Source organism: Catenulispora acidiphila DSM 44928 (genome assembly GCF_000024025.1).
GTDB classification, from domain to species: domain Bacteria; phylum Actinomycetota; class Actinomycetes; order Streptomycetales; family Catenulisporaceae; genus Catenulispora; species Catenulispora acidiphila.
The window spans coordinates 1,627,384-1,653,406 of sequence record NC_013131.1 but is presented as its reverse complement, the minus strand read 5'-3'; the positions used below and the strand labels follow the sequence as shown (position 1 = coordinate 1,653,406).

The 26,023-nt window shown below is 70.0% G+C and carries 20 protein-coding genes; 14 read left to right on the top strand and 6 right to left on the bottom strand.

The features are described 5' to 3' along the window. Positions 1–4: 4 nt before the first annotated feature. Both CACI_RS07215 and CACI_RS07210 read right to left on the bottom strand, forming a co-directional pair. Complete coding sequence (locus CACI_RS07215) at positions 5–1,315, bottom strand: alpha/beta hydrolase family protein (RefSeq protein ID WP_012785666.1); 1,311 nt, start codon at positions 1,313–1,315, stop codon at positions 5–7. A gap of 157 nt (positions 1,316–1,472) precedes the next feature. Next, positions 1,473–3,185: a penicillin-binding transpeptidase domain-containing protein gene (locus CACI_RS07210; RefSeq protein WP_012785665.1), complete on the bottom strand. Its 1,713-nt coding sequence runs from the start codon at positions 3,183–3,185 to the stop codon at positions 1,473–1,475. An 88-nt stretch (positions 3,186–3,273) separates the two neighbouring features. Between CACI_RS07210 and CACI_RS07205 the strand changes: the two genes are divergently transcribed. From CACI_RS07205 to CACI_RS07190, 4 genes are all read left to right on the top strand, one after another. Beyond that, positions 3,274–4,224 (top strand): LysR family transcriptional regulator, encoded by a 951-nt coding sequence (locus tag CACI_RS07205; protein WP_012785664.1) that lies wholly within the window; start codon positions 3,274–3,276, stop codon positions 4,222–4,224. A gap of 59 nt (positions 4,225–4,283) precedes the next feature. Next, complete coding sequence (locus CACI_RS07200; protein WP_049871496.1) at positions 4,284–5,183, top strand: serine hydrolase; 900 nt, start codon at positions 4,284–4,286, stop codon at positions 5,181–5,183. A gap of 236 nt (positions 5,184–5,419) precedes the next feature. After that, the gene (locus CACI_RS07195) at positions 5,420–7,213 is read left to right on the top strand and encodes a glycosyl hydrolase family 18 protein (protein ID WP_012785662.1); all 1,794 of its coding nucleotides are present in this window, start codon (positions 5,420–5,422) and stop codon (positions 7,211–7,213) included. A gap of 166 nt (positions 7,214–7,379) precedes the next feature. Beyond that, complete coding sequence (locus tag CACI_RS07190; RefSeq protein WP_012785661.1) at positions 7,380–8,807, top strand: family 2B encapsulin nanocompartment shell protein; 1,428 nt, start codon at positions 7,380–7,382, stop codon at positions 8,805–8,807. 1,068 nt (positions 8,808–9,875) lie between these two features. Here the strand turns inward: CACI_RS07190 and CACI_RS07185 are convergent. Next, entirely contained in the window at positions 9,876–10,214 is a 339-nt protein-coding gene (locus tag CACI_RS07185; protein ID WP_012785660.1) for a rhodanese-like domain-containing protein, read from the bottom strand. A gap of 91 nt (positions 10,215–10,305) precedes the next feature. Between CACI_RS07185 and CACI_RS07180 the strand changes: the two genes are divergently transcribed. Then, entirely contained in the window at positions 10,306–10,899 is a 594-nt protein-coding gene (locus CACI_RS07180) for a TetR/AcrR family transcriptional regulator (RefSeq protein ID WP_041540102.1), read from the top strand. After that, positions 10,896–11,888 (top strand): ribonuclease Z, encoded by a 993-nt coding sequence (locus CACI_RS07175; RefSeq protein WP_012785658.1) that lies wholly within the window; start codon positions 10,896–10,898, stop codon positions 11,886–11,888. The genes CACI_RS07180 and CACI_RS07175 overlap by 4 nt, the downstream gene beginning before the upstream one ends. A 6-nt stretch (positions 11,889–11,894) precedes the next feature. On the opposite strand, the gene CACI_RS07170 is transcribed toward CACI_RS07175, so the two are convergent. Then, entirely contained in the window at positions 11,895–12,737 is an 843-nt protein-coding gene (locus CACI_RS07170; RefSeq protein ID WP_012785657.1) for an alkaline phosphatase family protein, read from the bottom strand. Between the two features lie 37 nt (positions 12,738–12,774). Next, positions 12,775–14,055, bottom strand: coding sequence for an MFS transporter (locus CACI_RS07165; RefSeq protein WP_012785656.1), 1,281 nt, complete (start codon positions 14,053–14,055; stop codon positions 12,775–12,777). A gap of 146 nt (positions 14,056–14,201) precedes the next feature. Between CACI_RS07165 and CACI_RS07160 the strand changes: the two genes are divergently transcribed. From CACI_RS07160 to CACI_RS07125, 8 genes are all read left to right on the top strand, one after another. Further along, complete coding sequence (locus tag CACI_RS07160; RefSeq protein WP_012785655.1) at positions 14,202–15,575, top strand: M20/M25/M40 family metallo-hydrolase; 1,374 nt, start codon at positions 14,202–14,204, stop codon at positions 15,573–15,575. Next, positions 15,572–16,489, top strand: coding sequence for an alpha/beta fold hydrolase (locus CACI_RS07155; protein WP_012785654.1), 918 nt, complete (start codon positions 15,572–15,574; stop codon positions 16,487–16,489). The genes CACI_RS07160 and CACI_RS07155 overlap by 4 nt, the downstream gene beginning before the upstream one ends. Positions 16,490–16,609: 120 nt before the next feature. After that, positions 16,610–17,605: an EamA family transporter gene (locus CACI_RS07150; protein ID WP_012785653.1), complete on the top strand. Its 996-nt coding sequence runs from the start codon at positions 16,610–16,612 to the stop codon at positions 17,603–17,605. 37 nt (positions 17,606–17,642) lie between these two features. After that, positions 17,643–18,386: a PspA/IM30 family protein gene (locus CACI_RS07145; RefSeq protein WP_012785652.1), complete on the top strand. Its 744-nt coding sequence runs from the start codon at positions 17,643–17,645 to the stop codon at positions 18,384–18,386. Between the two features lie 285 nt (positions 18,387–18,671). Then, positions 18,672–19,706, top strand: a complete 1,035-nt coding sequence (locus CACI_RS07140) for a LacI family DNA-binding transcriptional regulator (RefSeq protein ID WP_190276733.1) — start codon at positions 18,672–18,674, stop codon at positions 19,704–19,706. Positions 19,707–19,748: 42 nt separating this feature from the next. After that, a complete protein-coding gene (locus CACI_RS07135) occupies positions 19,749–22,760 on the top strand; it encodes a glycoside hydrolase family 2 TIM barrel-domain containing protein (protein ID WP_012785650.1) in 3,012 nt (1,003 codons plus the stop codon). 104 nt (positions 22,761–22,864) lie between these two features. Next, on the top strand, positions 22,865–23,839 hold the full coding sequence (locus CACI_RS07130) for a LacI family DNA-binding transcriptional regulator (RefSeq protein WP_012785649.1): 975 nt from the start codon (positions 22,865–22,867) through the stop codon (positions 23,837–23,839). Positions 23,840–24,040: 201 nt separating this feature from the next. Then, positions 24,041–24,859 carry an NAD-dependent epimerase/dehydratase family protein gene (locus CACI_RS07125; RefSeq protein ID WP_012785648.1) on the top strand — a complete coding sequence of 273 codons (819 nt, stop codon included), beginning with the start codon at positions 24,041–24,043 and terminating at the stop codon, positions 24,857–24,859. Between the two features lie 91 nt (positions 24,860–24,950). Here the strand turns inward: CACI_RS07125 and CACI_RS47575 are convergent, their stop codons facing one another. Continuing rightward, positions 24,951–26,018: an NUDIX hydrolase gene (locus tag CACI_RS47575; RefSeq protein WP_012785647.1), complete on the bottom strand. Its 1,068-nt coding sequence runs from the start codon at positions 26,016–26,018 to the stop codon at positions 24,951–24,953. Positions 26,019–26,023: the final 5 nt, after the last annotated feature.

Sequence of the window (26,023 nt, the reverse complement as noted above, 5' to 3'; positions counted from 1 at the left end):
GCTCCTACTTCACGAATGTGATCGGGTACTGCGACGCGCCACGGCCCTCCAGCAGGTGGTCGTCGCAGCCCTTCAGGAACTTGTCGAAGAACGAGTCCACCAGCGCCCGGTCGCCGGCCACCGCCCTCTTCGCGTCAGTCACCGATCCGATGTTGTCCGACAGCGTCGCGTCCGGCACCTCGCCGGCGAGCTGCGGCAGCAGGGACTCGGCGTCGGTGAACGACTGGTGCTGGGAGTCGTTCAGCGTGACGTCCGCCTTCCAGCCGCTCTGGTGCTGCCAGAAGGACGCCCACGACGGCTCGATGTGGATGTCGCTCGCGTACTTGCCGGAGCTGCCCATCAGCAGGAACGGCTGCTTCAGCCCGTGCTGTGCGACCGGGCTCAGGTTGGTGCCGTCGGGCTCGACGGTGTACTCCAGCGTGCCGTCCAGGTTGACGCCCGCCTTGATCCGCGGGTCGGCGTACATCGCGCTGGCCGCCGTGAACCCGCCGGCGGAGTGGCCGAACATGCCGATGTCGTCGAGGTTCATGCCGCCGGTCAGCCGGTGCGGCAGGCTCGAGAGCCGGTTCAGCACCAGCTCGGTGTCCGCGACCCGCGCGCCCATCAGCTTGGTGAAGAAGGCCGCGGTCGTGCCGTCCTGGTACGCCTGCGCGAACGCTGCCAGCACCGCGTCGTTGCCGACCACGTGACCGTCCGGGAACTGCACCGGCGCCTCCCCGGTGTGGTCGATGGTGACTACCACGTAGCCGTGCGAGGCCAGATTCTCCGCCTGCGAGACGTTCCAGTTGCGCGAGTCCCCGGCGCCGGGCGAGTACAGGACGACCGGGAAGCGGCCGGGCGCCATCGCGGCGTCCTGCACCGAGTGGGTCTTGGTCGCGGCCCAGTCCACCAGACCGGCGGGCAGGCTGAAGTTCTGCTCGAGCTGCGGGCCGAGGGCGGCGGCCGCGCCGGCCGGGAACTGGTTGGTGAACGGCTGCCCCGCGGTGTGCGTCGCCGGGTAGAAGACACTGATCATCAGCTCGCGGTAGGGCTGGTTCGGCGTCCAGGGATCCGGGCGGGTGTTGTCCACCAGTCGGAAGTCCGATTCGCCGGTGGCGAAGCGTCCGGTCGGCGCGGGGAGCGTGAGCGTCTGACCCTTCGCAGTGTTCGACGACGGATGCGCCGCCGGATGCGCCGCCGGATGCGACGAGGCGGACTGCGCCGTCGACGCGGCGTGCGGGGCGGACGCGGCGTCGGCCGGGACCGCGGTGCAGACGGCGAGACCGGAGGCGACGACCCCGGCGATCGAAGCGACGACGAGACGAGACCTGCGCATGGGAGGTTCCTTCATTTGCGGCGGTGCGTTGTTCGGACATCTAGATCCTCGCAGCGCATCACCCCCACGAACCACGGTGCTACCAGGCGTTTCACTCCTTCGGGAAACCGTACCGGGACAGGGCGGATAACCGCCCCATGACAGCACCCGGACAAGGTCAGCCGATCCCGATCCCGGTCAGCATCGCCTTGATCGCCGGTCCCGCCTTGTCGTTGCCGAAGCCGCCGTTGAGCACCACACAGGCGACCGCGATGTCGTGCTGCGGGTCCATCGCGATCATCCAGCTGTCCGGGTCCTCGTTCTGCCGCTCGGCCGTTCCGGTCTTGGCGCCGAGCGTCGAACTGATGCCGCGCAGCGAGGTCGCGGTGCCCTCGGTGATGACCCCGCGCATCAGGGTTTTGAGATTCTTGTCGACGCCGGCGGGCAGCGGTGTCGCTGCCACCTGGCTCTGCCCCGGCAGCAGGATCGGCTGCTTGAACGTGCCGTTCGCGACGGTCGCGGCCACCGAGGCCATGGTGAGCGGGCACATCGTGATGTCGCCCTGGCCGAAGGTCTCGGCGGCGAACCGCTCCTGGCCGTCGGCGGCGGGGACCTGCTCGCTGCCCGCCGTGCAGTACGTCGCCGAGCCCAGTCCCATGTCCCACGGCTGGTTCAAGCCGAACTGCGTCTTCGCCTCGTTCTCCAGCGCGCCGAGACCGGACAGGCGGTTGCGCAGCCCGACGTAGGAGGTGTTGCAGGACTGCTCGAAGGCGTCGGTCAGCGTGGCGTTCGGGTAGCCGTTCTTCAGCCCTTCGTCGTTGTGGTACGTCTGCGATCCGACGGTCGAGGTCGGCGGACACGGCGCCGCGTCCGAGGGCGTGAGCCCGGTCTGGAGCAGAGCCGCGGTGGTGATGGTCTTGAAGGTCGAGCCGGGCGCGCGGATCGCGTGGTACGCCAGACCCGCCGTGCTCTGGGAGTTGCTCGCCATCGCGAGCACGCCGCCGGTGCTCGGCTTGATGACGACCATGCCAGAGTTCGGATACGCGGTCAGCGCGTGCTCGGCCGCGGTCTGGACGCGGACATCGAGTGTCGACGTGATCTGCGATGCCGTGCCGATGGTCGCCGTGCCGAGAACGATGGGCGCGGTCCCGCCGAGCGTCACTCCGGTGTTGGCGTCGACGAAGTTGACTTGGAGGGCGTTGGAGGCGGGAGCTTCGGGGCTCTTGGCGGTCGCCAACCGCGTCAGCACAGTTCCCAGACTGGGATGCGCCGAAGCCTGGAGCGGCAGGCCGGTGTCGTCCACGACCGCCGCCGGCGGCGGGGTCGCGGTGAGATTCGCCTGCGCGCCGAGTTGGGGGTGGATGACCGCCGAGGACCAGTGGACCAGCGGCGTGCTCGCGGCTCCGCTCGCCGGGACAACGGCGAGGATCGAGGTGTAGGTCCATTGCAGACCGCCGTCGAAGCTGTCCACGACGTTGACGTTGTAGCGCGTCGCCGAGTCGGGCGTCGCACCGGTCGCAGGGATCTGCGATCCGAGGGTGAGCTGCGTGGATTTCGGGTTCAGCGACTTCATGACCGCCTGGAGCCGAGGACCGGCGGCGCTCGCGTTGTCGGTGAGCGAACCGGCTTTGGTGTAGTCGCCCGACGCCCACGCCGCCAGGAAGTCCTTCGCGACCGCCTCGGGTGTCGTGGGAGCCGCGTTGGCTGCCGGGTTCGAGCCTGAGCCCGCTGCCGCTGCGCTGTCCGGCCCGGTTTGTGCGGTCGGCGATGTGCCGTGGTGGTCGGATCGCAGCCAGAGAGCCGCCGAGGCGGCCGCCACCACCGCGACCGTGACGACCGCCGTGGCGACGGTCCGAGTAGAGCGGCGTCCCCGCCGTTGCTTGCCTGCCATAGCTCGTAAGGAAATCCTGCCGTTCGCGGCTCTGTCCAAGAGTCTTATGGGAAACATATCCATAGCGATGTGGCTATGATCCGATGTCATGGACCTCTTGGCGCACCTCAGGTACTTCCGTGTGGTCGCTGAGGAACAGCACTTCGGGCGGGCCGCGACCCGGCTTCGGCTCGCGCAGCCGTCGCTGTCGCAGCGGATCCAGCGCCTGGAGCGCGAGTTCGGGGTGCGGTTGTTCGACCGCGGTCGCGGCGGTGCGGTGCTGACCCCGGCCGGGCGGCTGGTGTTGGCACAGAGCGAGACGGTGCTCGACGCCGCGGACCGGTTGCAGTCGGTGGTCGGGCGGCTCCAGGACGGCGAAGCGGGGACGCTCCGAGCGGCGGTTCCGGCGCACCTCGGCGGAGCGGCGGTCGCGGCGCTGCTGACGGCGTTCCAGGAACGCAGCCCGGGCGGCGAGCTCGATCTGCGTGAGCTCACCACAGCCGAGCAGACGGCGGAGTTGGCCGCCGGAACGCTGGACGCCGGGATCGTGCGGCATCCCTGTCTGGCCGCCGGGCTGGCATTCGGACCGATGCTGCACCAACCGCTCGGCGTTCTGCTGCGCGCCAATGACCCGCTGGCGGTCGAGCCGGAGGTGGATCTCAGGGCCCTGACCGGACGCGCACTCGCCATGCCGCCGCGCACGAACAGCCCGGCGCTGCACGACGAGACGCTGACCGCCTGTGCCCGCCACGGTTTCACGCCGACGGCGGTCCGCACCGTCGAAGGCCTCGACTTCACCCGCGCGCTCATCATGGCCGGAGCCGACCTGATCGCCCTGATCCCCGCGCCGCCGCCCGAACCCGGTACCGCATGGCGTCCGCTGACCGGCCATCCGCTGTCCTGGCGCACGTCCACGACGTGGCGCGCCGGTCACGACGGACCCGCCGTGCGCGTCTTCGCCGACGCCGCCGACGCCGCATTGCGCACCCACGCCGGCATGTACGCAGCGTCCGCCGAACGACCGCGCGCCGCCCGACCGGAAACGGAGTTCGCGCTGTGAGGGAAGCCGCTTCGCCGTCCAACGCTCCGCTGGGAGACGGCTCCACTGTGCAAATCGCTATGGGGCAAACCACTGCCGGACACGCTGTTGCCGGACCCGCTGTCACCCGGCGTGCTTCGGCGCGCATCACCGCCGCCTTCGCCGACGCCGGCGTCACCGGACAGCTGCACGCCCTCGACATCGACACCGGAGCCTCGGTCTCGGTCGCCGCCACCCAGCTCGCCGCGACCAGCAGCCTGCACAAGGTCTGCCTGCTGGCGGCCTTCTACCGCGAAGCCGCCGCGGGCCGGCTCGACCGTACGCGCCAGATCGACATCACCGCCGCCGAGCGCACCCCGGGGCTGTCCGGCATCGCCGTGATGCGCGACGCCGTCCGGCTCTCGCTGCGCGACCTCGCGACGCTCGTCGTCGCCGTCAGCGACAACGCCGCCGCCGACATCCTGTGGCGCGAGGTCGGCTTCGCCACCGTCAACCGCACCATGGCCGAGCTGGGACTCTCCGACACGGTCGCCGTCCACTCGATGGCCGACATCCGGGACGCACTCCGGGCGCACCCGAACCTCGCCGATCCCGCAGCGCTCGCCGATGTCAGCGTCCTGAGTCCGACGCAGACCAACCGTTCCACGCCGCGCCAGATGGCCGAGCTGTTCGCCGCCGTGTGGCGCGACGAGGTCTGCACCGGCGATCTCGGCGAGGAACTGCGCGCGGTGCTCGGCGGGCAGGCCTGGACGCACCGCATGTCCTCAGGCTTCCCATTCGACGACGTCCGGGTCAGCGGCAAGACCGCCACTCTGCCGACCCTGCGCCACGAGGCCGGCGTCGTGGAGTATCCCGACGGCGGCCGCTACGCCGTCGCCGTCTTCACCCGCGCCGCCTCGACCGCCGCGGTCCTGCCGGCCGCCGACGCCGTCATCGGGACCGCGGCCCGCCTCGCCGTGGACGCGCTGCGCTCGCTGTAGAAACAGACAAATGCAATACAGGGCCCTGTCTATCTCTTTCGGTGTTTTCGGTGCAATTACGGACACCGGTCAGGCAAGGAAAAACGTTGCGCCGCAGGTTGCGGCAAACCGAATTGTTAGGAACCTTGACAGACCTCTGGTCTAGTCCAATGATGTGCTCCAGGGCGGCCGCCTCTTCGAGCTCTTTGGTTCGATACAGATCCAGTCCTGATCAACGCCCTGCCACTGGGAGCATCATGAAACGGACAGGCCGTCATCTCCGCGTGCTCGCGACCGCCGCGGCGACGCTGGCCGCGAGCACCGGCGCCCTCCTGGCGTCGAGTGCCGCGGGCCACGCCGCCACGGCGGCGCCCGCCGCGTCGACCGGCACCCCTATCCCGGCGCACGTCTTCGCGCCCTACTTCGAGGCCTACAACGGCGACGACCCCGCCGCGCTGAGCCAGGCGTCCGGCGCGAAATACCTGACGATGGCGTTCATCCAGACCGCCAGCAAGGGTTCGTGCACGGTCGACTGGGACGGCGACACCTCGACGCCGATCTCTTCGTCCACCTATGGTTCGGCCATCTCCACCATCCGGGCCGGCGGCGGCGACGTGATCCCGTCCTTCGGCGGGTACGCCGCCGACAACGGCGGCACCGAGATCGCCGACAGCTGCACGAATGTGAGCTCGATCGCCGCGGCGTACGAGAACGTCATCACGACGTACAACGTCACCCGGCTCGACCTGGACACCGAGGACAACTCGCTGACCAACACCGCCGGCATCGACCGGCGCAACAAGGCCATCAAGATGGTCGAGGACTGGGCCGCGGCGAACGGCCGCACCGTCCAGTTCACCTACACCTTGCCGACCACGACGAGCGGCCTGGCCGGCTCGGGTCTGAAGGTTCTACAGAACGCGGTCACGAACAACGCGCGCGTCGACGTCGTCAACATCATGACGTTCGACTACTACGACGGCGCGACGCACCAGATGGCGAACGACACCAAGACCGCCGCCACCGGTCTTGAGAAGCAGCTCGCCACGCTCTACCCGACGAAGACCGCCGCGCAGCTGTGGGGCATGGTCGGCGTCACCGAGATGCCCGGCATCGACGACTACGGCGCGGCCGAGACGTTCCAGACCGCGGACGCGGCGCCGGTGCTGAGCTGGGCCAACGCCCAGGGCATCGCCGAGATCTCGTTCTGGGCGCTGCAGCGGGACAACGGCGGCTGCGTCGGCACCGGGGGCTCGGACAGCTGCTCGGGGATCGCGCAGGGCATGTGGTACTTCAGCAACACCTTCGAGCCGTTCACCAGCGGCGGCACCACCCCGCCGCCGCCGACGAACGACTTCTCCGTGGGCGTCTCGCCGACGTCGGCCTCGCTGGCTCAGGGCGGGACCGCCAAGGCGACGGTGTCCACCGCCGTCACCAACGGCAGCGCGCAGTCCATCTCGCTCACGGCCAGCGGCGCGCCCTCCGGCGCCACCGCGAGCCTGAGCCCGACCTCGGTGACGGCCGGCGGCACCTCGACGCTGACCGTGGCCACGGCGGCGACGACCCCGCCCGGGACGTACCAGATCACCGTCAACGGCTCTGCGGCCTCAGGAAGCCACAGCGCCACCTTCACCCTGACCGTCACCGGCCAGGGCGGCGGAGGCGGCGGCGCGGTCGTCAACGGCGGCTTCGAGACCGGGTCGCTGTCCCCGTGGACGTGTCAGAGCACTGACTCGGTGGTCGCCAGCCCGGTCCACGCCGGCTCGCACGCGGCGAAGATCTCGCCGACCGCGGGCGCGACCGGCGAGTGCGACCAGGCGGTGACCGGCCTGACGCCGAACCACGCCTACACGCTCACCGCGTACGTCCAGGGCAACTACGCCTTCGTCGGCGTCAGCGGCGGAGCCAGCGCCAGCGCGTGGACCTCGGCGGCGGGCTACACCAAGCTCTCGGTGCCGTTCACCACCGACGCCACCGGGAACGTGACGGTGTTCGTCCACGGCTGGTACAGCCAGGGCGACGTCTACGCGGACGACTTCGCCATTTCCTAGCCGCTTCCCCCTAGCACCGCGCGGCGTCCCGGCGAATCAGTACTCTCACAAGGAGTGCGAGGCGCCGGGACGCCGCGTCAATCCCGCGCAGGGCTTATCACTCGAAGTAACGAAGTACCAAAGCCGCATATTGCCGACTCGAGAGCCCCGTTGGTTACGTGGAGGCATGCCGACCGATCCCATGCCGCAGGACCTCGTCCAGGACAGCCCGGACAGCCAGCTCAGCCTCAGCACGGCCGCCGCGCGCAACCTGGCGACGACCACCAAGACCGTTCCGCAGATGCAGGGCATCACCTCCCGGTGGCTGCTCCGCAAACTCCCCTTCGTGCAGGTCTCCGGCGGCACCTACCGGGTGAACCGGCGTCTGACGCACGCGGTGGGACGCGGCCGGATCGCCTTCGACCAGTCGGGCGAGGACATCAGGGTCCTGGCACCGACACTGACCGAACTGCCGATCCTGCGCGGCCTGGACGACGAGGCGCTGCTGACCGAGCTCGCCGGCCGCTTCACCCCGCGCCGCTTCGCCGCCGGCGAGCAGCTGGCCGAGGCCGGGCAGCCGGTGACCGAGATCCTGGTGGTCGGACACGGCAAGGTCGCCAAGGTCGGCACGAGCAAGTACGGCGAGACCACAATCGTCGGCTCACTGGCCGGCGGCGACCACCTCGGCGACGAGGCGGTCGCCGGCGGCGTGGTGGATTCCGTGCCGTGGGGCTACGGAGCCCGCGCCACCACCTCCGGCGTCCTGCTCGCGCTCCCCCTGAGCGCGTTCCAGGAACTGCTGGACCGCTCGGAGACGCTGCGCACGCAGGTCGCCTCGCACGCGGCCCAGCGCGACAAGCCGACGAACAAGAAGGGCGAGGCGGAGATCTCCCTGGCCGCCGGACACGAGGGCGAGGCGGACCTGCCCGGCACCTTCGTCGACTACGAGCTGAGCCCGCGCGAGTACCAGCTCTCGGTCGCGCAGACCGTGCTGCGCGTCCACTCCCGCGTCGCAGACCTCTACAACGACCCGATGAACCAGACCGAGCAGCAGCTGCGCCTGACCGTCGAGGCCCTCAAGGAGCGCCAGGAATACGAGCTGGTGAACAACGGCCAGTTCGGCTTACTGGCCAACGCCGCGAACGAGCAGCGCATCCACACCCACAGCGGCCCGCCGACCCCCGACGACATGGACGAGCTCCTGTCGATGCGCCGCTCCACCAAGTTCTTCCTCGCGCACCCCAAAGCCATCGCCGCCTTCGGCCGCGAGTGCACCAAGCGCGGCGTCTACCCGACCTCCGGCACCGTCGACGGCAACCGCGTCTTCGCCTGGCGCGACGTCCCGATCTACCCCTGCTCGAAGATCCCCATCACCGACGGCCACACCACCTCCATCCTCGCCATGCGCACCGGCGAGGACGAACAGGGCGTGGTGGGCCTGCACCAGACCGGCCTCCCCGACGAGTACGAACCCAGCCTCAACGTCCGCTTCATGAACATCGACGACAAGGCCATCATCAGCTACCTCGTCAGCGCCTACTACTCGGCCGCCATCCTGGTCCCCGACGCGCTCGGCGTCCTCGAGAACGTCGAGCTCGACCGCCCGCGCACCTAGCGGACGGTGTCCTCGGCGGCACGTGCGGCGCGCCGCCGGGGACGTTGCGCCGACGCGACGCGGCGATCCGCGTCAACCAATAAGCCGTCGAACCCCCGCCGCGCCGCGAGCAGCGTCCTGGCGGCGTGGGGCGCGGGATCGGGACCCGCGTCGTGCTTCGTAACCAGATGCTCCCCGCGCCTCGGGCGCTCATGACTTATGCATGGGTGGCGGGGCGTGGGCTGGTGCGGTTGGTTGGTGGGCTTTTAGAAGCTTTGAGCGGAGCTGGGTTGCGTCGGCGACCGGCGGTAGTGGAGCGACACGACCACGCGTCGGTCCGAGTCACTGCGCACGCGTTGAGGCTGGCGGGTCGCAGCCGCGTATGAGGGGCGCCTTAGATCAAAACCCGGGCTCCGGCGGGGGCCTCGGCAACGGGGGTCGGGCCGGGTTGGGCGGTGGCGGTTCGAGTGTTGGTCGCCTTTGCCCCGGATTCCTCATCGCTGTCGTCGCCGTAAACGGAATCATTGCGGCCTCGCGGAGTCAGCTAGTTCCGGCGCGATGCCAGCAAAAGGCACAACTGCCTTTCTCAAAGGTGTCGGCGAGCAGGTGAAGCAGCAGCCTGCCACCCACGCCGGTGGATCCTTCACACCATACGGGGTTGTGTCTCGGTGCCCCTCAAACGCGGCCGCCACCCGCCGACCCCAACGCATGCGCAGTGACTCGGACCGGCGCGCGGTCGTGTCCCGCCACCACCGCCGGCCGCCAGCGCAGACCAGCCGCCCACCACCGAACTGCGCCCCCTGCGAGGCCATCAACACCCGCGCGAAGCCGTAAAAAGCTTCTCAAACCACAAACCAACCGCACCGCCCCACGCGACTCCGCCCCCACATAATTCATGAGTGCACCAAGATTCGTGAGCGCATCAAATCGCGGTAGCCAGCTCGACGTTCCCCCGCACCGCAGTCCGGCCGCGCCACGGCAACCCCATCGCCGCACTCACCCGCGACGCATCACATTGCGGCGTTCGGACCGGCGCTCGCCCCTGCTACTCGCCGACCTTGTTCCCTCGCGCCGCTAGCTCCCCCGCCTTCAGCCCTCTCCATCTCCCGACTCCAACGGCAGCCCTGCCGCGGCCCAGTCCTCGATCCCCTCGCGGTACTTGCGCACGTTCGTGTAGCCCAGGGTCTCCAGCTTGGTGGCGACTTGCTGGCTGTTCTGGCAGGCGGGGTTGGTGCAGTAGGTCACTATCAGGGCGTTTCGGTCGGGCAGCAGCTCGCGGTAGACCTGCTCCACGTGGTCGGCGTGCAGGGGGATGGCGCCGGGGAGGTGCTGCTTCTGCCAGTAGGTGCCGGCGAGGGCGTCGAGGAGGGTTACGTGGCCGGCGGATATTGCGGCCTGGAGTTCGTCGCGGGTGATGAGGGTGGTCATGGGTGTGCCTCCTGGGTTGAGCTATCCGGACTGAGGTCCGCTTACGTGATGAGAGTATGCGGACTGGGGTCCGTTTGTCTAGAATGGATTCATGCCCGAGCCGTCGCGCCCTGCGCTGCCCCTGCCGCTCGTCGGTGATCCGCCGCGGGAGCGGGCTGATGCTGCTCGGAATCGGGCGTTGGTGCTGCAGGCGGCGTGGCGGCTGTACACGCATGGCGGCGTTGAGGCGCTGACTACCGATGCGGTGGCGCAGGAGGCGGGGGTCGGTAAGGGGACCGTCTATCGGCGCTTTCGGGACAAGAGTGGGCTGGTCGCCGCGTTGTTGGACGACAAGGAGAAGGAGCTGCAGCTCGCGATGATCTCCGGTCCGGCTCCGCTCGGGCCGGATGGGACGCGGGCTGAGCGCCGGGTGGCGTTCGTGCGCGCGTATCTCGACTACCTGCAGGCGCACCTGGATCTGCTGCTCGTCTCGGAGACCGCCGCGCCCGGTGCGCGCTATCGGCTGGGCGTGTATCAGTTCTGGAAGACTCATCTGACGATGCTCTTCGCCGAGGACCACGACCCCGAGTTCCGCGCCTACACCGTCTTGGCGCTGCTGGACGCGAGCCTGGTCAGCCACCTGCTCGGCGACGGCTGGGCCTGGGAGCGCATCCGCGCCGGCGCTGAAGCGGAGGCCCGCCGATGATGCGCGAGCTGGTCATCCTGGGTACCGCCTCGCAGGTCCCGACGCGCTATCGCGCGCACAACGCCTACTTCCTCCGCTTCGACGAGCAGGGCTTCCTGTTCGATCCGGGCGAGGGCGCGCAGCGTCAGATGCAGTTCGCCGGGCTGTCGGTCAGCGAGATCACCCGGCTGTGCGTCACGCACTTCCACGGCGACCACGCGCTGGGCCTGCCCGGCATCCTCCAGCGCATGTCGCTGGACGACGTCCCGCACGAAGTGGTCTGCCACTTCCCCGGCGAGCACGAGGAGTACTTCGAGCGCCTCCGCTTCGCCACGCCGCACCACGCCCGCGCGAAGATCGCCACGCAGCCCGCGTGCGGCGTGCGCTCCTACCCCCTCGACGGCGGCCTGACCCTCACCGTCGCCCCGCTCGACCACGGCATGCCCTGCCAGGGCTACCGCCTCGACGAGGCCGACGGCGTCAGGATGCTGCCCCGCAAGCTCGCCGCGGCGTGCATCAAGGGTCCGGACATCTCCCGTCTGCGCGCCGAGGGCCGCCTCGGCGACGTCCGGCTCGAGGACGTCAGCGTCCCCCGCCCCGGCCAGAGCTTCGCCTTCCTGATGGACACTCGCCGCTGCCCCGGCGCCGAGCAGCTCGCCGCCGGGGTCGATCTCCTCGTCGTCGAGGCGACCTTCCTGGACTCCGAGGAAGAACAGGCCGGCCAGTTCGGCCACCTCACCGCCCGCCAGGCCGCGCGCCTGGCCGCCGACGCCGGCGTCCGCGAGCTGGTGCTGACCCATTTCTCGCAGCGCTACCCGGTCGACGAAGCCCCGGCGCGCTACCTCGCCCAGGCCGCCGAGGAGTTCAGCGGCCCGATCCACATCGCCGAAGACCTGATGCGGATCCCCTTCCCGAAGCGAGCGGAGGCGAAGGAAGCAGACGTGAAGGAAGCAGAGGCGTTGGAAGCGGGAGCGAGAGAGAAGAATCAGAGCACGAAGAAAGCTCCCTGACCCACCTCAGACCGAGACCGCCCCAAAAGGCTTCCCCTCCAAAGGAAGCCCCGCCATCGCCTCGCTCAGCCCGACCGCCTCATACACATGCGCCGCGACGTCCACATGCCGCAGCGTCCCCATCTCCGCGCCCGCCGCGATCCCCGGCCCGCTGGCGGCGATCCACGCCGTGCGCTCCAGATCGCTGTCGCCGCCGTGGCCGCCCTCGTCGACGTGACCGTGGTCCGTCACCACGATCACCGTCCACCGTTCCGCGGCGTACGCCGCGCGCGCCCGCACCGTCGCCACCAGCCGTCCGACCCGCGCGTCGGCACGCTCCACCGCCGCGCGGTACTCGGCGCCGACCCCGAGCTCGTGCCCGGTCTCGTCGACGTCCCCCAGATACACGAACGCCACGTCGTAGTCCGCCGCCAGCATCTCCCGCTCGGCGTCGACCGTCGCCGCCTCGTCCCCGCGCTCGCAGTCCAGCCCGTAGGACGTGAACGTCACCCGGTCCGGCGCCGCGAACAACGGTCCCCCGCACGCCGCCGTCGCCAGCGGCTCCCAGCTCCCGACCGACAGGTACGTCCGCTTCCCCGCGAGCGAGGCCAGCGTCAGGAAGTCCGGATACTCCGTGAGCCGGTGCCCGGTGAAGACGTTGTGCATGATCCCGTGCTTCGCCGCCGAGACCCCGGTCGCGATCGTCGCCCAACACGGACCGGACCAGGTCGGCGTCGCGTCGTCGATCCGCACCGGCGCCAGGAAGCCCTCGGCGGCGACCGCGTCGATATGCGGCGTCGCCACGCTGCGGAGCACGTCGAGACGCACCCCGTCGATGCCGATGACGAGGACACGGGAAGGAGAGGTCATGAGTACCCGTTCTATCTGCGCGCCGTGCGTGTCGCCCTTACCGAACGCCGCGAATCCTGTTGATACACAAGGCTCCCGCGACCGAGGCGATCGCCGAAGCCCAGAACAGCGCAGCATACCCACCCGCGAACTTGATGAGCAGTGCGGCGATCGGCGGCACGAGCGCGAACGGGATGATCGTCATCAAGTTCGCGAATCCCATGTCCCGCCCGCGATCCGCGCCGGACGGCAGCGTCTGCGTGACCAGCGCGCCGTCCACGCTCAGATAGACGCCATACCCGAGCCCGAGCACCGCGCCGGCGGCGAGCATCATCCCCCAGGTCTGATGCACCGCGAGCATCGCGGCGGCGACCGCCATCACCGCGGACCCGGCGGCCACCAACGGCTTCCGGCGTCCCCACCGGTCCGAGAGCCAGCCCGCGATGACCACCAGCGCGACCGTGGAAACACTGTTCACGGCCACCACGATCAGCAGATGGCTGTCGTTGCTCTTGTCGCTCGGCGTGTTCTTGAACCCGAGCACGTCGTCCAGGAAGTACGGCGTGTACAACGTCCCGAGTCCGTATCCGAGGACCATCAGAAACCGCGTCGCCAGCGCCCACCCGAAGTCGGGGTACTGCCGTACCTGGATCCGATAGTTGGCGAGATACGCCTGGAAACTAAAGGGTTCCCGCCGCTCACGAGGCAGCTGCGGGTCCCCGACCCGCCACGCGAACAGCACCACGAACACCATCAGCGCGGCCAGCGCCGCGTACTGCCCGACGTACCCCTTCGACAGCGAGACCAGGATCCCGCCGATGATCAGCGCAGCGGCCTGCGGCACCCCGCCCCACCCGAGCACGATCCCGCGCTGCCCGGCCGGCACCTGGTCCGGGACGATCGTCACCATGCCGGCCGCCAAAGCGGCCACGCACACCGTCTGCAGCAGATAGCCGAGCCCGACGCCCCACACAGAGTTCTGCGTCCCGCTGAAGACCAGCGCTCCCGCGCCGGCTATGCCGCCCACGGCGATCCACGGCCGACGGCGCCCGAACCGCGACGTCGTCCGGTCCGACAGCATCCCGAACAGCGGGCCCAGGAACAGGATCGACAGCGTCCCGATCGTGTTCACCCACGCGAAGTCCGCGACGTGCCCGGCCGGATCGATGTCCTTGATCTGCTGCGGCACCGTGAAGGTGCTCGGTACCTGGCTCGCCACCTGCCAGCCGAGCCCGGCGACCACGAACCCGGTGATCCAGGGCGCCCGGACCCGCGCCGTGGGCTCCGCGTCGAACGGGGACGAGGTGGTGCCGGGGCCGTTCGACGTTTCCAGTGCCAAGGCGCGCTCCAGATATGTGAAGCATCTTCATGTTCTCGGGAGGCTCATCGTAGGCGCGTGCGAGTCATCCAACAAGAGGCGGTGCGCGAGGGGAAGGGACGCCTTTCGAGACAGCGCGCCACAGCCGAATATGAGTTACTGACGGCATGGACATCGCGCAGCTCACTGCCAGGGTCGACGCCCTGATGCCGGGTGTCGCCGACGATCTCAAGCGGCTGGCGGCCATCCCCTCGATCGCCTTTCCCGGCTATCCGCCGGAGAAGATTGCCGAGTGCCACGACCTGCTGGTCGACCTGCTGCGCGAAGCCGGAGTGCAGGATCTGGAAGACCTGCGCCTACCGAACACGTCCCCGATCATCACCGGCCACATCCCGCCGCCGACGCCGGACGCCCCGACCGTGCTCCTGTACGGGCACTACGACGTCCAGCCGCCCGGCGACGAGGCCGCCTGGGCCTCCCCGCCCTTCACGCCCACGGAGTACACCGATCCCGAGCACGGCCCGGCGATCCGGGGACGCGGCGTCGCCGACGACAAGTCGAACCTGGCGGTCCACCTCGGCGCCCTGCGCGCGTTCGACGGCCGTCCGCCGGTGGGCATCCGCGTCGTGCTGGAGGGTCAGGAGGAATACGGCAGCGCCCTGGACGACTACCCGCCGCTCAACCCCTCGGCCTTCGCCTGCGACGCGATGGTCATCGCCGACATGGGCAACATCCGCCCCGGCACGCCGACGCTGACCACCGCGCTGCGCGGCGACGCCGAGGTGCTGGTGGAGGTCCGCACGCTGAAGGAGGCGCGGCACAGCGGTCTGTACGGCGGCGCCGCCCCCGACGCGCTGCTCACCCTGATCGCCGCACTGGCCACACTGCACAACGACAAGGGCGACGTGGCCGTGCCGGGCCTGCGCCGCGAGCCGTGGTCCGGGACCGCGTACACCGACGAGGAGTTCCGCAGGCTGGCGGCCGTCGAGCCGGAGACGCCGCTGCTCGGGACCGGCGGGCTCGGCGAGCGGCTGTGGAGCGGACCGGCGATCACCGTCGTCGGGCTGGACGCGCCGGCCGTCGACACCGCGGCGCTGGCGGTCGTGCCGTATGCCAGAGCACTGATCAACCTGCGCATCCACCCGCAGCAGGATCCGAAAGAAGCGCAGCAGGCGCTGGTTCAGCATCTGGAGGCGGTGAAGCCATTCGGCGTCGAGCTCACCGTGACGCCGCAGGACGCCGGTCCCGGGTTCGCCGCGAAGACCGGCGGCCCGGCGTATCAGGCCGCTTCAACGGCGATGAAGGCGGTGTGGGGAGCGGACGCCACGCAGGCAGCGAGCGGCGGCGCCATCCCGTTGGTCAACGGGCTCGCGAAAGCGGTGCCAGGCGCCGAGATCCTGCTGTTCGGCGCCGAGGACGCGGCCTGCCAGCTGCATGGTCCCAACGAACGGGTTTTGCTCTCTGAGCTGCGGAATTCGGTGCTGGCGGAGGCGGCATTCTTCGAGGCATACGCGCGCGATTATGCGAAGCTCTCCTCATGACCTTCACTGCGGTGGATCACATAGCGACGCCAGTACTCGACATCGCCTATAAGCACGCCGGGGACCCCGAGGGGATACCCGTCGTACTGCTCCACGGCTTCCCTTATGACGTCCGTGCTTACGACAAGGTCGCCGCCGCATTGGTGGCGCGGGGTGGTTACTCCGTATACGCGCCGTATCTCAGGGGTTTCGGTAAAACGCGCTTCCTGTCGGAGACGAACATGCGGTCCGGACAGCAGGGCGCGATCGGTCAGGACTTGCTCGATTTCATCGACGCGCTCGGCCTGGACCGGCCGATCGTCGGCGGCTACGACTGGGGCGGCCGGGCGGCGTGCATCGTCGCGGCGCTGTGGCCGGCGCGGGTGCGCGGGCTGGTGACGGTCGACGGGTACAACGTGCAGAACATCGCGCACTCCGGTGAGCCGTCGAAGCCGGAGTGGGAGGCGACGTACTGGTATCAGTACTACTTCCAGAGCGAGCGCGGACGGCGCGGGTTGGAGCGCAACCGCGAGGAGTTGTGCGAGCTGCTGTGGCGGACGTGGTCGCCGACGTGGACGAAGGCTTCGGCCGAGTTCCCGGCGAGCGCGCCGAGCCTGCACAATCCCGACTTCGTCGAGGTGGTCATCCATTCCTACCGGCACCGGTACAACCTCGTCGAGGGCGATCCGCGGTACCAGGCGATCGAGGAGCGGCTCGCTTTCGGGACCGAGATCTCGGTACCGACTGTCGTGTTGGAGTCCGGGGCGGACGGGATCGGCGGAGCAGGGTTCGACGCTTCGGGGGACCGGGAGTTGTTCACCGGCCGGTTCGAGTACCGGAAGGTGGACGGGGTCGGGCACAACCTGCCGCAGGAAGCGCCGGAGGCGTTCGCCGACGCGGTCCACCTGCTGGGTTCCGCGGCGGACGAGGGCTGAGCCGGGCTTCGCAACGCCCGCGTATCCACGGCGCACACACGTCCCCGCACTCATCACGACTCGGCGTCGTCTGGCGGACGTCAAGGACAAAGCGCACCCGCGCCTATTACCCTCGACAGGGTGACCAGCCCCGTATCCGTCAACCGCACCACGGCCGGTGTCCTGTTCGGTGTGACCTCCTCGGTGGCCTTCGGAGCCGGCGGACCGTTCGCCAAGGCCCTGATCGCCGCCGGGTTCAGTCCGCTGCAGGCGGTGTGGATCCGCTTGGTGGGCACGGTCGTGGTGCTGGTCGCGCTGTGCCTGGTGCTGCGGCGGCCCGGGCAACTGGCGACGATGGCGCGGCACAAGTGGCCGATCGTGACGTACGGGCTGGTCGCGGTCGCGGCGTGTCAGGCGCTGTACTTCGTCGCCGCCTCGCGGCTGCCGGTCGGGATCGCGATCCTGCTGGAGTTCACCGGGCCGGTGCTGGTGGTCGCCTGGGAGAAGCTGGTGCGGCACGCGCATGTGTCGCGGGAGTCGGCGATCGGCGTCGGGGTGGCGATGCTGGGACTCGCGGTCGTGGTGCAGATCTGGTCCGGGGTGCACCTGGACGCCATCGGGCTCATGGCCGGGCTCGGCGCCGCCGCCGGGAACGCGACGTATTTCCTGCTGATCGACCGCCTCGCCGGCTCGGTCGATCCGCTGACCCTCACCACCGGCGGGATGATCGTCGGCATGGTGGTGCTGGTGCCGCTGGCCGCGCCGTGGTCCGCGCCCTGGCACATCCTCGGGCAGTCGGTCCCCATGGGCTCGCACCATCTGCCGGGCTGGACGCTGGCCGCGTTCATCGTGCTGATCAGCACGATCCTGTCGTACCTGAGCGGTGCGGCGGCGATCCAGCGGCTGAACGCGCCGGTCGCCGCGGGTCTGGCGTACGTCGAACCGGCCTCGGCGACCATCGTCGCCTGGGCCGCCCTCGGCGAGCGGCTGTCGCTGACCCAGATCGCCGGCGGGGTGATCGTCTTGGCGGGAGCGTTCCTGGCCCAGCGCGGTATCGGGCACACCACCGGTGCCGATCCGGATTCTGGCCGGTCTATCCTGGGAACCACGGTCACCACGGAAGCGTTGATCCCTTGAACCAACGCGCGTGTATCGAAGGGGGCGGGGAGCGTCCATGAGCGGCGTCATGAAGCGGATGAAGCTGGTCGTCGAGGCCAAGGCCAACGCGGCCATGGAGCGCCGCGAGAATCCGGTCGAGATGCTCGACCTGTCCTACGAGAAGCAGTTGGAGCTGCTGCAGAAGGTGCGCCGCGGGGTCGCGGAGGTGGCGACCAGCCGCAAGCGCCTGGAGATCCAGCTCAAGAACCTCCAAGCCGACTACGACAAGCGCGGCGAGCAGGCCAAGCGCGCCCTGGAAGTGGGCCGCGAGGACCTCGCCCGCGAAGCGCTGGTCCGCCGCGCCCCGGTCCAGCAGCAGATCGAGGACATGACGCTGCAGTACAACGCCCTGCAGGGCGAAGAGGAGAAGCTGGTCCGCGCCTCCCAGAGCCTGCAGCAGAAGGTGGACGCCTTCCGCACCAAGAAGGAGACCATCAAGGCCACCTACGCCGCGGCCCAGGCGACCACCCAGATCGGCGAGGCCTTCAGCGGCCTGTCCGAGGAGATGGGCGACGTCAACATGGCCATCGAGCGCGCCGAGAACAAGACGGCGCAACTCCAGGCCCGCGGCGCCGCCCTCGACGAACTCACCGCCTCCGGCGTCCTGAACGACCCCACCGGCTACGGCAAGGACGACATCACCCGCGAGCTCGAAGCCCTCTCCGCCGGCTCCGGCGTGGAGAACGAGATGTCCCGCCTGCGCAACGAGATCGCCGCCGGCGACTCGAAGAAGCAGATCGGCCCGGGCGCGGGGGCTTAGGGCTCAGAGCACTCAGAGCTCAGGGCAGGGCTCACAAGCTCAGGGCTTAGGGCTCGGGCACGGCGGTACACGCGGGACTGAACGGCGCGCGGCGCGGCAGGCTGGGAACAGCTTGCCGCGCCATTGCTTGTGCGTGCAGGAGTGTGGCCAGGGCACAGCGACTGATGGCGTGATTCGCCTGCGGGAGCCCGCCGACGCCTTATTTCTTTGGTATCCCTCATTCCAACTCCGCTATGGCGGCTGTAAAGTGAGCGTTCACTCCATCCCGGGGAGAGGATGAGGCGGATGCCAGGACGGCCGACCATGCGCAGCGTCGCGGACCATGCGGGGGTCTCGCACCAGACGGTTTCGCGGGTGGTGAACGGTGATCCGACGGTCACCGACATGGTCCGCGAGCGCGTCGTCGCCTCGATGTCGGCGCTCGGATACCGGCCGAGCGCCGGTGGGCGGGCCATGGCGCGCGGTCGCACCGAGGTGGTCGGGCTGGTGATTCCGCATGATCCGGGGTTCGCGTTCGGCAACGACCATCTGATCCGCATGATGACCGGTGCGGAGCAGGAGCTGGCGGCACGCGGCTACGGCATGCTGCTGTCCACTCGCGAGGCCTCCAAAGATCCCGCCTCCGCCTATCGCCGCTTCGACCGACGACGCCTGGTCGACGGTCTGATCGTCGAGGGCGGCGCCGGTACCGACGCGTTGCCGCACTTGGTGGAGCTGGGCTATCCGGTCGTGGTGATCGGCTACACCGACGACGAACTTCCCATGGTGCATCCCGACGACCAGGGCGGCGCCTACGCGGTCGCGCAGCACCTGCTGGCGCTCGGCCACCGCCGCATCGGCTTGGTCAACGGCCCGCTGGAGAACGGGCTGGCGATCGCCGCACGTCTGCGCGGCGTCCATCGCGCCTTCGCCGACGCCCGCATCGAGCCCGATCCGGAATTGATGGTCCACGGAGACTTCACCTTCGAATCCGGTCACGCCGCCGCGCAGCGTCTGATGACGCGGCCCGATCCGCCGACGGCGGTCTTCGCCTTCAACGACGCCATGGCGTTGGGCGTCGTGCGCTGGCTGCGCGAGCACGGTCGCAGCGTCCCCGGCGACGTCTCGGTCGCGGGGTTCGACGACACCTCGGCCGCCGTCCTCGGCGAGACGCCGCTGACCAGCGTCGCGCTGCAAAGCGTGGACCTGGGACGGCGCGCCGCGCAGATCCTGGTGGACCAGCTCGACGGCAAGGACCCGCACAACGGCGAGACCATCATGGCCGGCCGGCTCATCGTGCGCGCGTCGACCGCGCCGCCGTCGGCCGCGGCTGCCGACTGAGACCGACTGAGCCCTCCGACTCCCCAAGGAAGTGCCGACTCGATGCCCAGTGACACTGAGACCTCCTACCAGCGTTTCGCCTACGTCGAGGACCGCTCCCCCGGGACCGGCCGGCTCGCACCGCGCGCGGCGTTCGCCTCCGACGCCGCGGTCCTCGGGCTCGACGGCCGGTGGCGCTTCCGCCTGGCCGCCGGGCTGCACGACACGACAGAGGCATTCCAGGCGCCGGACTTCGACGACGCCGCCTGGGACGAGATCGCCGTCCCGTCGTGCTGGCAGATGGACGGCCTGCCCGGCGAGCCGCGCTACGGCGCGCCGGCGTACACGAACGTCACCTATCCGATCCCGCTGAACCCGCCGCACGTCCCGCGCGAGAACCCGACCGGCGAGTACCGCTACGCCTTCGACGTGCCCGGCGACTTCCACGCCTCGGGTGCGCGCTTACGCTTCGAAGGCGTCGATTCCTGCTTCGCGGTCTGGCTGAACGGCGCGCTGCTCGGCGACGGCAAGGGCTCGCGGCTGCCCACCGAGTTCGACGTCTCCTCCGTGCTGGAACCGGGGCGGCAGAACGTGATCGCGGTCCGTGTCCACCAATGGTCGGCGGGAACCTACCTGGAAGACCAGGACATGTGGTGGCTGTCCGGCATCTTCCGCTCGGCGGCGGTCCTGGAGCGGCCGCGCGAGGGTATCTCAGACTTCTTCGTCCACGCCGACTACGACCCGGCGACCGGCGCCGGCACGCTGCGGATCGACGTCACCGGCACGGCCCGCCTCACCGTCCCCGACCTCGGCATCGCCGACGCCGACCCGGCCGGGCCGTTCGTCATCAGGCGGGTCGAGCCCTGGAGCGACGAGCGGCCGCGCCTGTACGCCGGCGAGCTGGTCAGCGCCGGCGAGCGCGTACCAATCCGTATCGGCTTCCGCCGCGTCGAGGCCGCCGACGGCGTCCTGCGCGCCAACGGCAAGCCGCTGAAGTTCCGCGGCGTGAACCGCCACGAGTGGCATCCGCTCACCGGCCGCACGCTGAGCCCGGAGACGATGCTGGAGGACGTGCTGCTGATGAAGCGGCACAACATCAACGCCGTCCGCACCTCGCACTACCCGCCGGACTCCCGCTTCCTGGACCTGTGCGACGAATACGGGCTCTGGGTCATCGACGAGTGCGACCTGGAGACGCACGGCTTCGCCGTGGTCGGCTGGCGCGAGAACCCCGTCGCCGACCCCGCGTGGCGCGAGGCGCTGTTGGACCGCGCCGAGCGCATGGTCGAGCGGGACAAGAACCACCCGAGCGTGGTGATCTGGTCGCTGGGCAACGAATGCGGCAGCGGCGAGAACCTGGCCGCGATGGCCGCGTGGATCCGGGAGCGCAACCCCGAGCGCCTGATCCATTACGAGGGCGACCACGACTCCTCCTACGTCGACCTCTACTCGCGGATGTACTCCGACTACGACCACGTCGCCGCCATCGGGGTGTATCAGGAGCCGACGACGGTCGATCCGACGGCCGACGCGCACCGGCGCTCCATCCCCTTCATGCTCTGCGAATTCGCCCACGCGATGGGCAATGGACCCGGCGGCCTGCTGGAATACCGCGACCTGTTCGAGGCCCATCCCCGGCTGGCCGGCGGCTTCGTCTGGGAGTGGATCGACCACGGCGTCGCGCAGGGCTCGCACTACGCCTACGGCGGCGACTTCGGCGAGCGCGTGCACGACGGCAACTTCGTCGCCGACGGCCTGCTCTTCCCGGACCGCACGCCCTCGCCGGGTCTGCTGGAATACGCCAAGCTCTGCGAGCCGGTCCGCATCGAGGGCGACACCGTTCGCAACCTGCACCACAGCCGGGACACCGGATATCTGCGCTGGCGCTGGCGATTGGAGATCGACGGCGACCTTATCGCGCAGGACGAACTCCCCGTCCCACCGATCGCCCCCGGCTCGACCTTCCGCCTCCGTTACCCGGACGAGCTGACGAAGGCCGCCCACGCCGCCGGCCCGGGCGAGCGCTGGCTGACCGTCGAGGCGGTGCTGTCCGACGGTGAACCATGGGCGCCGGCCGGGCACGTGGTCGCCTGGAGCCAGCTCGAGCTGGGAGACGCGCCGTTCACCGACGCCGATCCGCTGGTGGACCAAGCGGTCGCGCTGGCTGCGGACGCGCTGCTGGCGGCGACCGCCGTCGGCGGCAGCGCGATCGACCGCGGCGACGCGGCGGCCGATTACCTGACGCCGCAACGCCTCGGCGACACCGTCACCCTGGGACCGGCCTCCTTCGACGCCTCCTCCGGCGAGCTGCTGGGCTTGGCAGGGCTGGCGATCGACGGCTTCGCCCTGGATCTGTGGCGCGCTCCGATCGACAACGAACGCTGGTCCTCCTTCACCGCGCCGCCGTTGGTCGAGGCGTGGCGGACGGCCGGCCTGGACCGGCTGGAGCACGACGTCCTGGCGGTCGAGTCCGAGCCCGACGCGTTCACCGTCACGACGCGCGTCGGTCCGGTCGGCCGCGACCACCATCTCGACGTCGTCTACGTCTGGTCGGCGACGGACTCCCGGCTGTGCCTGACCGTCCACGTCGCGCCGAACCGGCCTTGGCCGTGCCCGATCCCCCGGCTCGGCGTGTCCTTCCAGCTGCCCGGCGAGCTGAATACCGTGAGCTGGTACGGACTCGGGCCCGGCGAGGCCTACCGGGACAGCCGGTCGGCGGTGCGGATCGGGCATTATCAGAGCTCTGCCGCCGATCTGCAGACGCCCTACCTTTTCCCGCAGGAGAACGGGAACCGCCACCAGGTGCGCAGAGCCTCGCTCACGCGTCCCGACGGCACCGGGCTGCTGCTCTCCGGCGCGCCGCACTTCGATCTCGCCGTGCGGCCGTGGAGCAGCGCCGCAATGGAAGCCGCGCGCCATCCCGACGAGCTGATTCCCTCCGGGCGGCTGCACGTCCAGGTGGACCACGCGCACCACGGCATCGGCAGTGCGTCGTGCGGCCACCCCCTGCAGCCCCGCCATCGCCTCGAGGCCGGCCGCGCGAGCTTTGCCTTCACCCTGGAGGCGCTACAGTAGCGACCCCAGACAACGTAGGCACCGGGCCCGGCGCCGCGTCGCCGGAAGGAGCCGGACCGCAGGTGAGCACGTCCAGCGCGGGAGGGGAAGTCCGCCGCCCGACGATGGCGGACGTGGCGCGGGTCGCGGGCGTCAGCCTGAAGACCGTATCGCGGGTGGTGAACAACGTCCCCACCGTGGACTCCCAGCTCGTGGCGAAGGTCGACGCCGCCGTCGCCGAACTCGGCTTCCGCCGCAACGACATGGCGCGCAACCTGCGGGCCGGCGGCAGTTCGGCGACGGTGGGCCTGCTCATCGAGGACCTGGCGAACCCGTTCTACGCGGGCATAGCAGCCGCGGCGGCGCAGTACGCGCTGGACCGCGACACGCTGCTGATCACGGCCAGCTCCGAGGAGGACGTCGACCGGGAGCGCAAGTTGCTGCTGGAGCTGTGCGCGCGGCGGGTGGACGGTCTGCTGGTGGTCCCGGCCGCCGACGCGGACCACGTCTACCTGCGCCCGGAGATCGAGCGCGGCACGCCGATCGTGTTCCTGGACCGGCCGCCGCGCAACCTGCGCGCGGACACGGTGCTGATCGACAACGCGGCCGGCGCCCGCACCGGGATCGAGCACCTCGTCGCCGAGGGGCACACCCGGATCGGCGTGGTGGCGGACTGGCTGAGCATCTCCCCGATGGCCGAGCGGCTCGGCGCCGCGGAGAAGGCGTTGGAGCAGGCCGGACTGCCGTATCGGCCGGACCTGATCACGTCCGGCGTGCACACCGTGCGGGACGCCACCGCCGCGGTGAACGCGATGCTCGACGGCCCGGAGCCGCCGACCGCGGTGTTCGCGCTGAACAACCGGCTGGTCCTCGGCGCGCTCAGTGCGGTGCGCGGCCGCGCGGCGGAGGTCGAGCTGGTCGGCTTCGACGACTTCGAGACCGCCGCGTTCGTGCCGTGGCCGCTGACGGTGGTCTCCTACGACGTCCGCGAGATCGGCCGGATCGGCGCGGAACTGCTGTTCAACCGCATCGCGGGCGACCGCTCGCGGCCCAAGACCGTCGTCGTGCCGACGGAGTTGATAGTGCGCAGCGCCGGCTGAACCGGCACGGCGAAAGCCGACGCGGCGCACTCCTATTAAATCAGTCCTCGAATATACTCGCCGGCGCCCCCCTCGATACGGGTCTCCACCTGGACGGACAACGTTGTCTCGGCATGACGCACGAGACAAGTCCTTGGATCTTCGCGCTACCGCTTGTACCTTCGGGGGAAGGGCGCTCTCGGCGACCTATGGGGAGGTCCTGTGAGCGAACGGATCCTGATCACCGGCGCGGCCGGACGCATCGGCACCGCGCTGCGTCCGCTGTTGGCGCGGCCCGGACGGGTGCTGCGGCTGCTCGACATTCATCCGGTGAAGCCCGGCGACGACGACGCGGAGATCGTGACCGCGTCGTTCACCGATCCGGCGGCGCTGGACGAGGCGTGCGACGGTGTGGACGCCGTGGTGCATCTCGGCGGGAAGCCCGGGGAGGGCTCCTGGGAGGAACTGGCCGAGGTGAACGTCGAGGGCACTCGGCAGGTGCTGGAGGCCGCGGTACGGCACGGGATACCGCGCGTCGTGCTCGCCTCGAGCATCCACGCCGCGGGGTTCTGGACCCGGGACGAGGTCGGACCGGACGGGTTCCTCCCGTCCGACACGGCGCCGCGCCCGGACACGCTTTACGGCGTGAGCAAGGCGGCGGTGGAAGGGCTGGGAAGCCTGTACCACTCGCGGTTCGGGATCGATGTCAGCTGTCTGCGATTCGGCGCGTACCGGCCGGAGCCGCTGTCGATCGTCGACCTCACGGTCTGGATCTCGCACGAGGACGGCGCGCGCCTGGTCCAGGCGTGCCTGAGCACCCCGCCGCCGGCTGGGTTCCGGGTGCTGTGGGGGATCTCGGCGAACGCTCGGCGCTGGTTCTCCCTGGCCGAGGGCGCGGCGATCGGCTACCACCCGGAGGACGATGCCGAGCGCTTCGCGGCGGGCATGTCCGGGGTCGAGGACTTCGACTGGTCGGACCCTTTGCTGCACCTGGTCGGTGGCAGCTTCTGCACCTTGCCGCTGGGGCGGGGGCGGGGCTGATCGCGCGTTCGGTGCGCGATCAGGCGCGCGGTTTGACTCGCGATCATGCGCGAGATCAGGCGCGCTATCAGGTTCGCGATCAGACTCGCTATCAGACTCCTGTTTCGTGTTCCGCGTCGTCCCACGCCGCCTCGAAGACGGCGCGGTCCACCTCGGCCAGACCCAGTTCCGGGTCGTAGAGGTCGAAGGGCGGGTTGAAGGGCCAGTCGTCGTCATCGGTCTTCACGCGGCGGCCGTCGGCGTGCTCCACGACCTGGCGGATGCGGTAACCGTCCTGCCCGAGTTCCATGAGGTAGTGGTCCAGGCTGCCGTCGCCGTTCTCGTCCCAGGCTTGGCGTACATAGACCGTGCCGCGGCCGACGAGGGCGCCGAAGCCGGGTTTTCCGCGCTGCTCGTCGCGGGTGGCCTTCAGGCTGCTCAGCGGGTTCTCGTCGGGGGCGTCGATGTCGACCTCCTCCAGGTCGCCGTCGGCGAACCGGGCGATGCTCTCGCTCGACGTCGCCACGACGACATCCGCGACGCGTTCCATGATCTCCGTGGCGTTGCGGGCGGTCACCCACCACCACAGAGCGCCCATGCCGTAGTCGTGGCAGACGAGGTAGCGGTCTTTCTCGCCGTCGCGGTAGCCCTCCGGCGAGGGGTCCCGGACGCGGAAGCCGAGTTCTTCGCCGGCGCGCAGGGCCGCTTTGGCTTGCGAGGCGCCGGTTTCATGCCAGTTGATGAGCTCCGGGGCGCGCTCCAGGCTGGTCATGAAGCGGCGGTTGGTGCGGCCGTTGTCGGGGTCGGGTCCGATGGGTTCGTAGGCGATGATCGGGGCGGCGTAACGGATCTGGGCGTACGGTTCCGGGCGCTTCTCGAACCAGGTGACGACCTGGTGGCCCAGATAGACCGCGCGCTCGGTGTCGATGCGGATCTGGGACTCCTCCATCGCCTCGCGGGCGGCGGTCTGCAGCAGGTCGCCACCGTCCTCCGGTTCGGGGCGGCCGCCGGGGAGGGTGTAGCGGTGCGGGTGCTGCGGACCGCGGTCCTGGATCAGGACCCTGCCGTCGTCGGGGTCGAGCGCCCAGACGTACGCCTGCGTCACCGGCATGCCGGGCGGGACCGGCGCGTCGTGCCATGTGACGGACGGCTGTTCTCCGCGAAGTCCCTCGGCGTCCATCGATC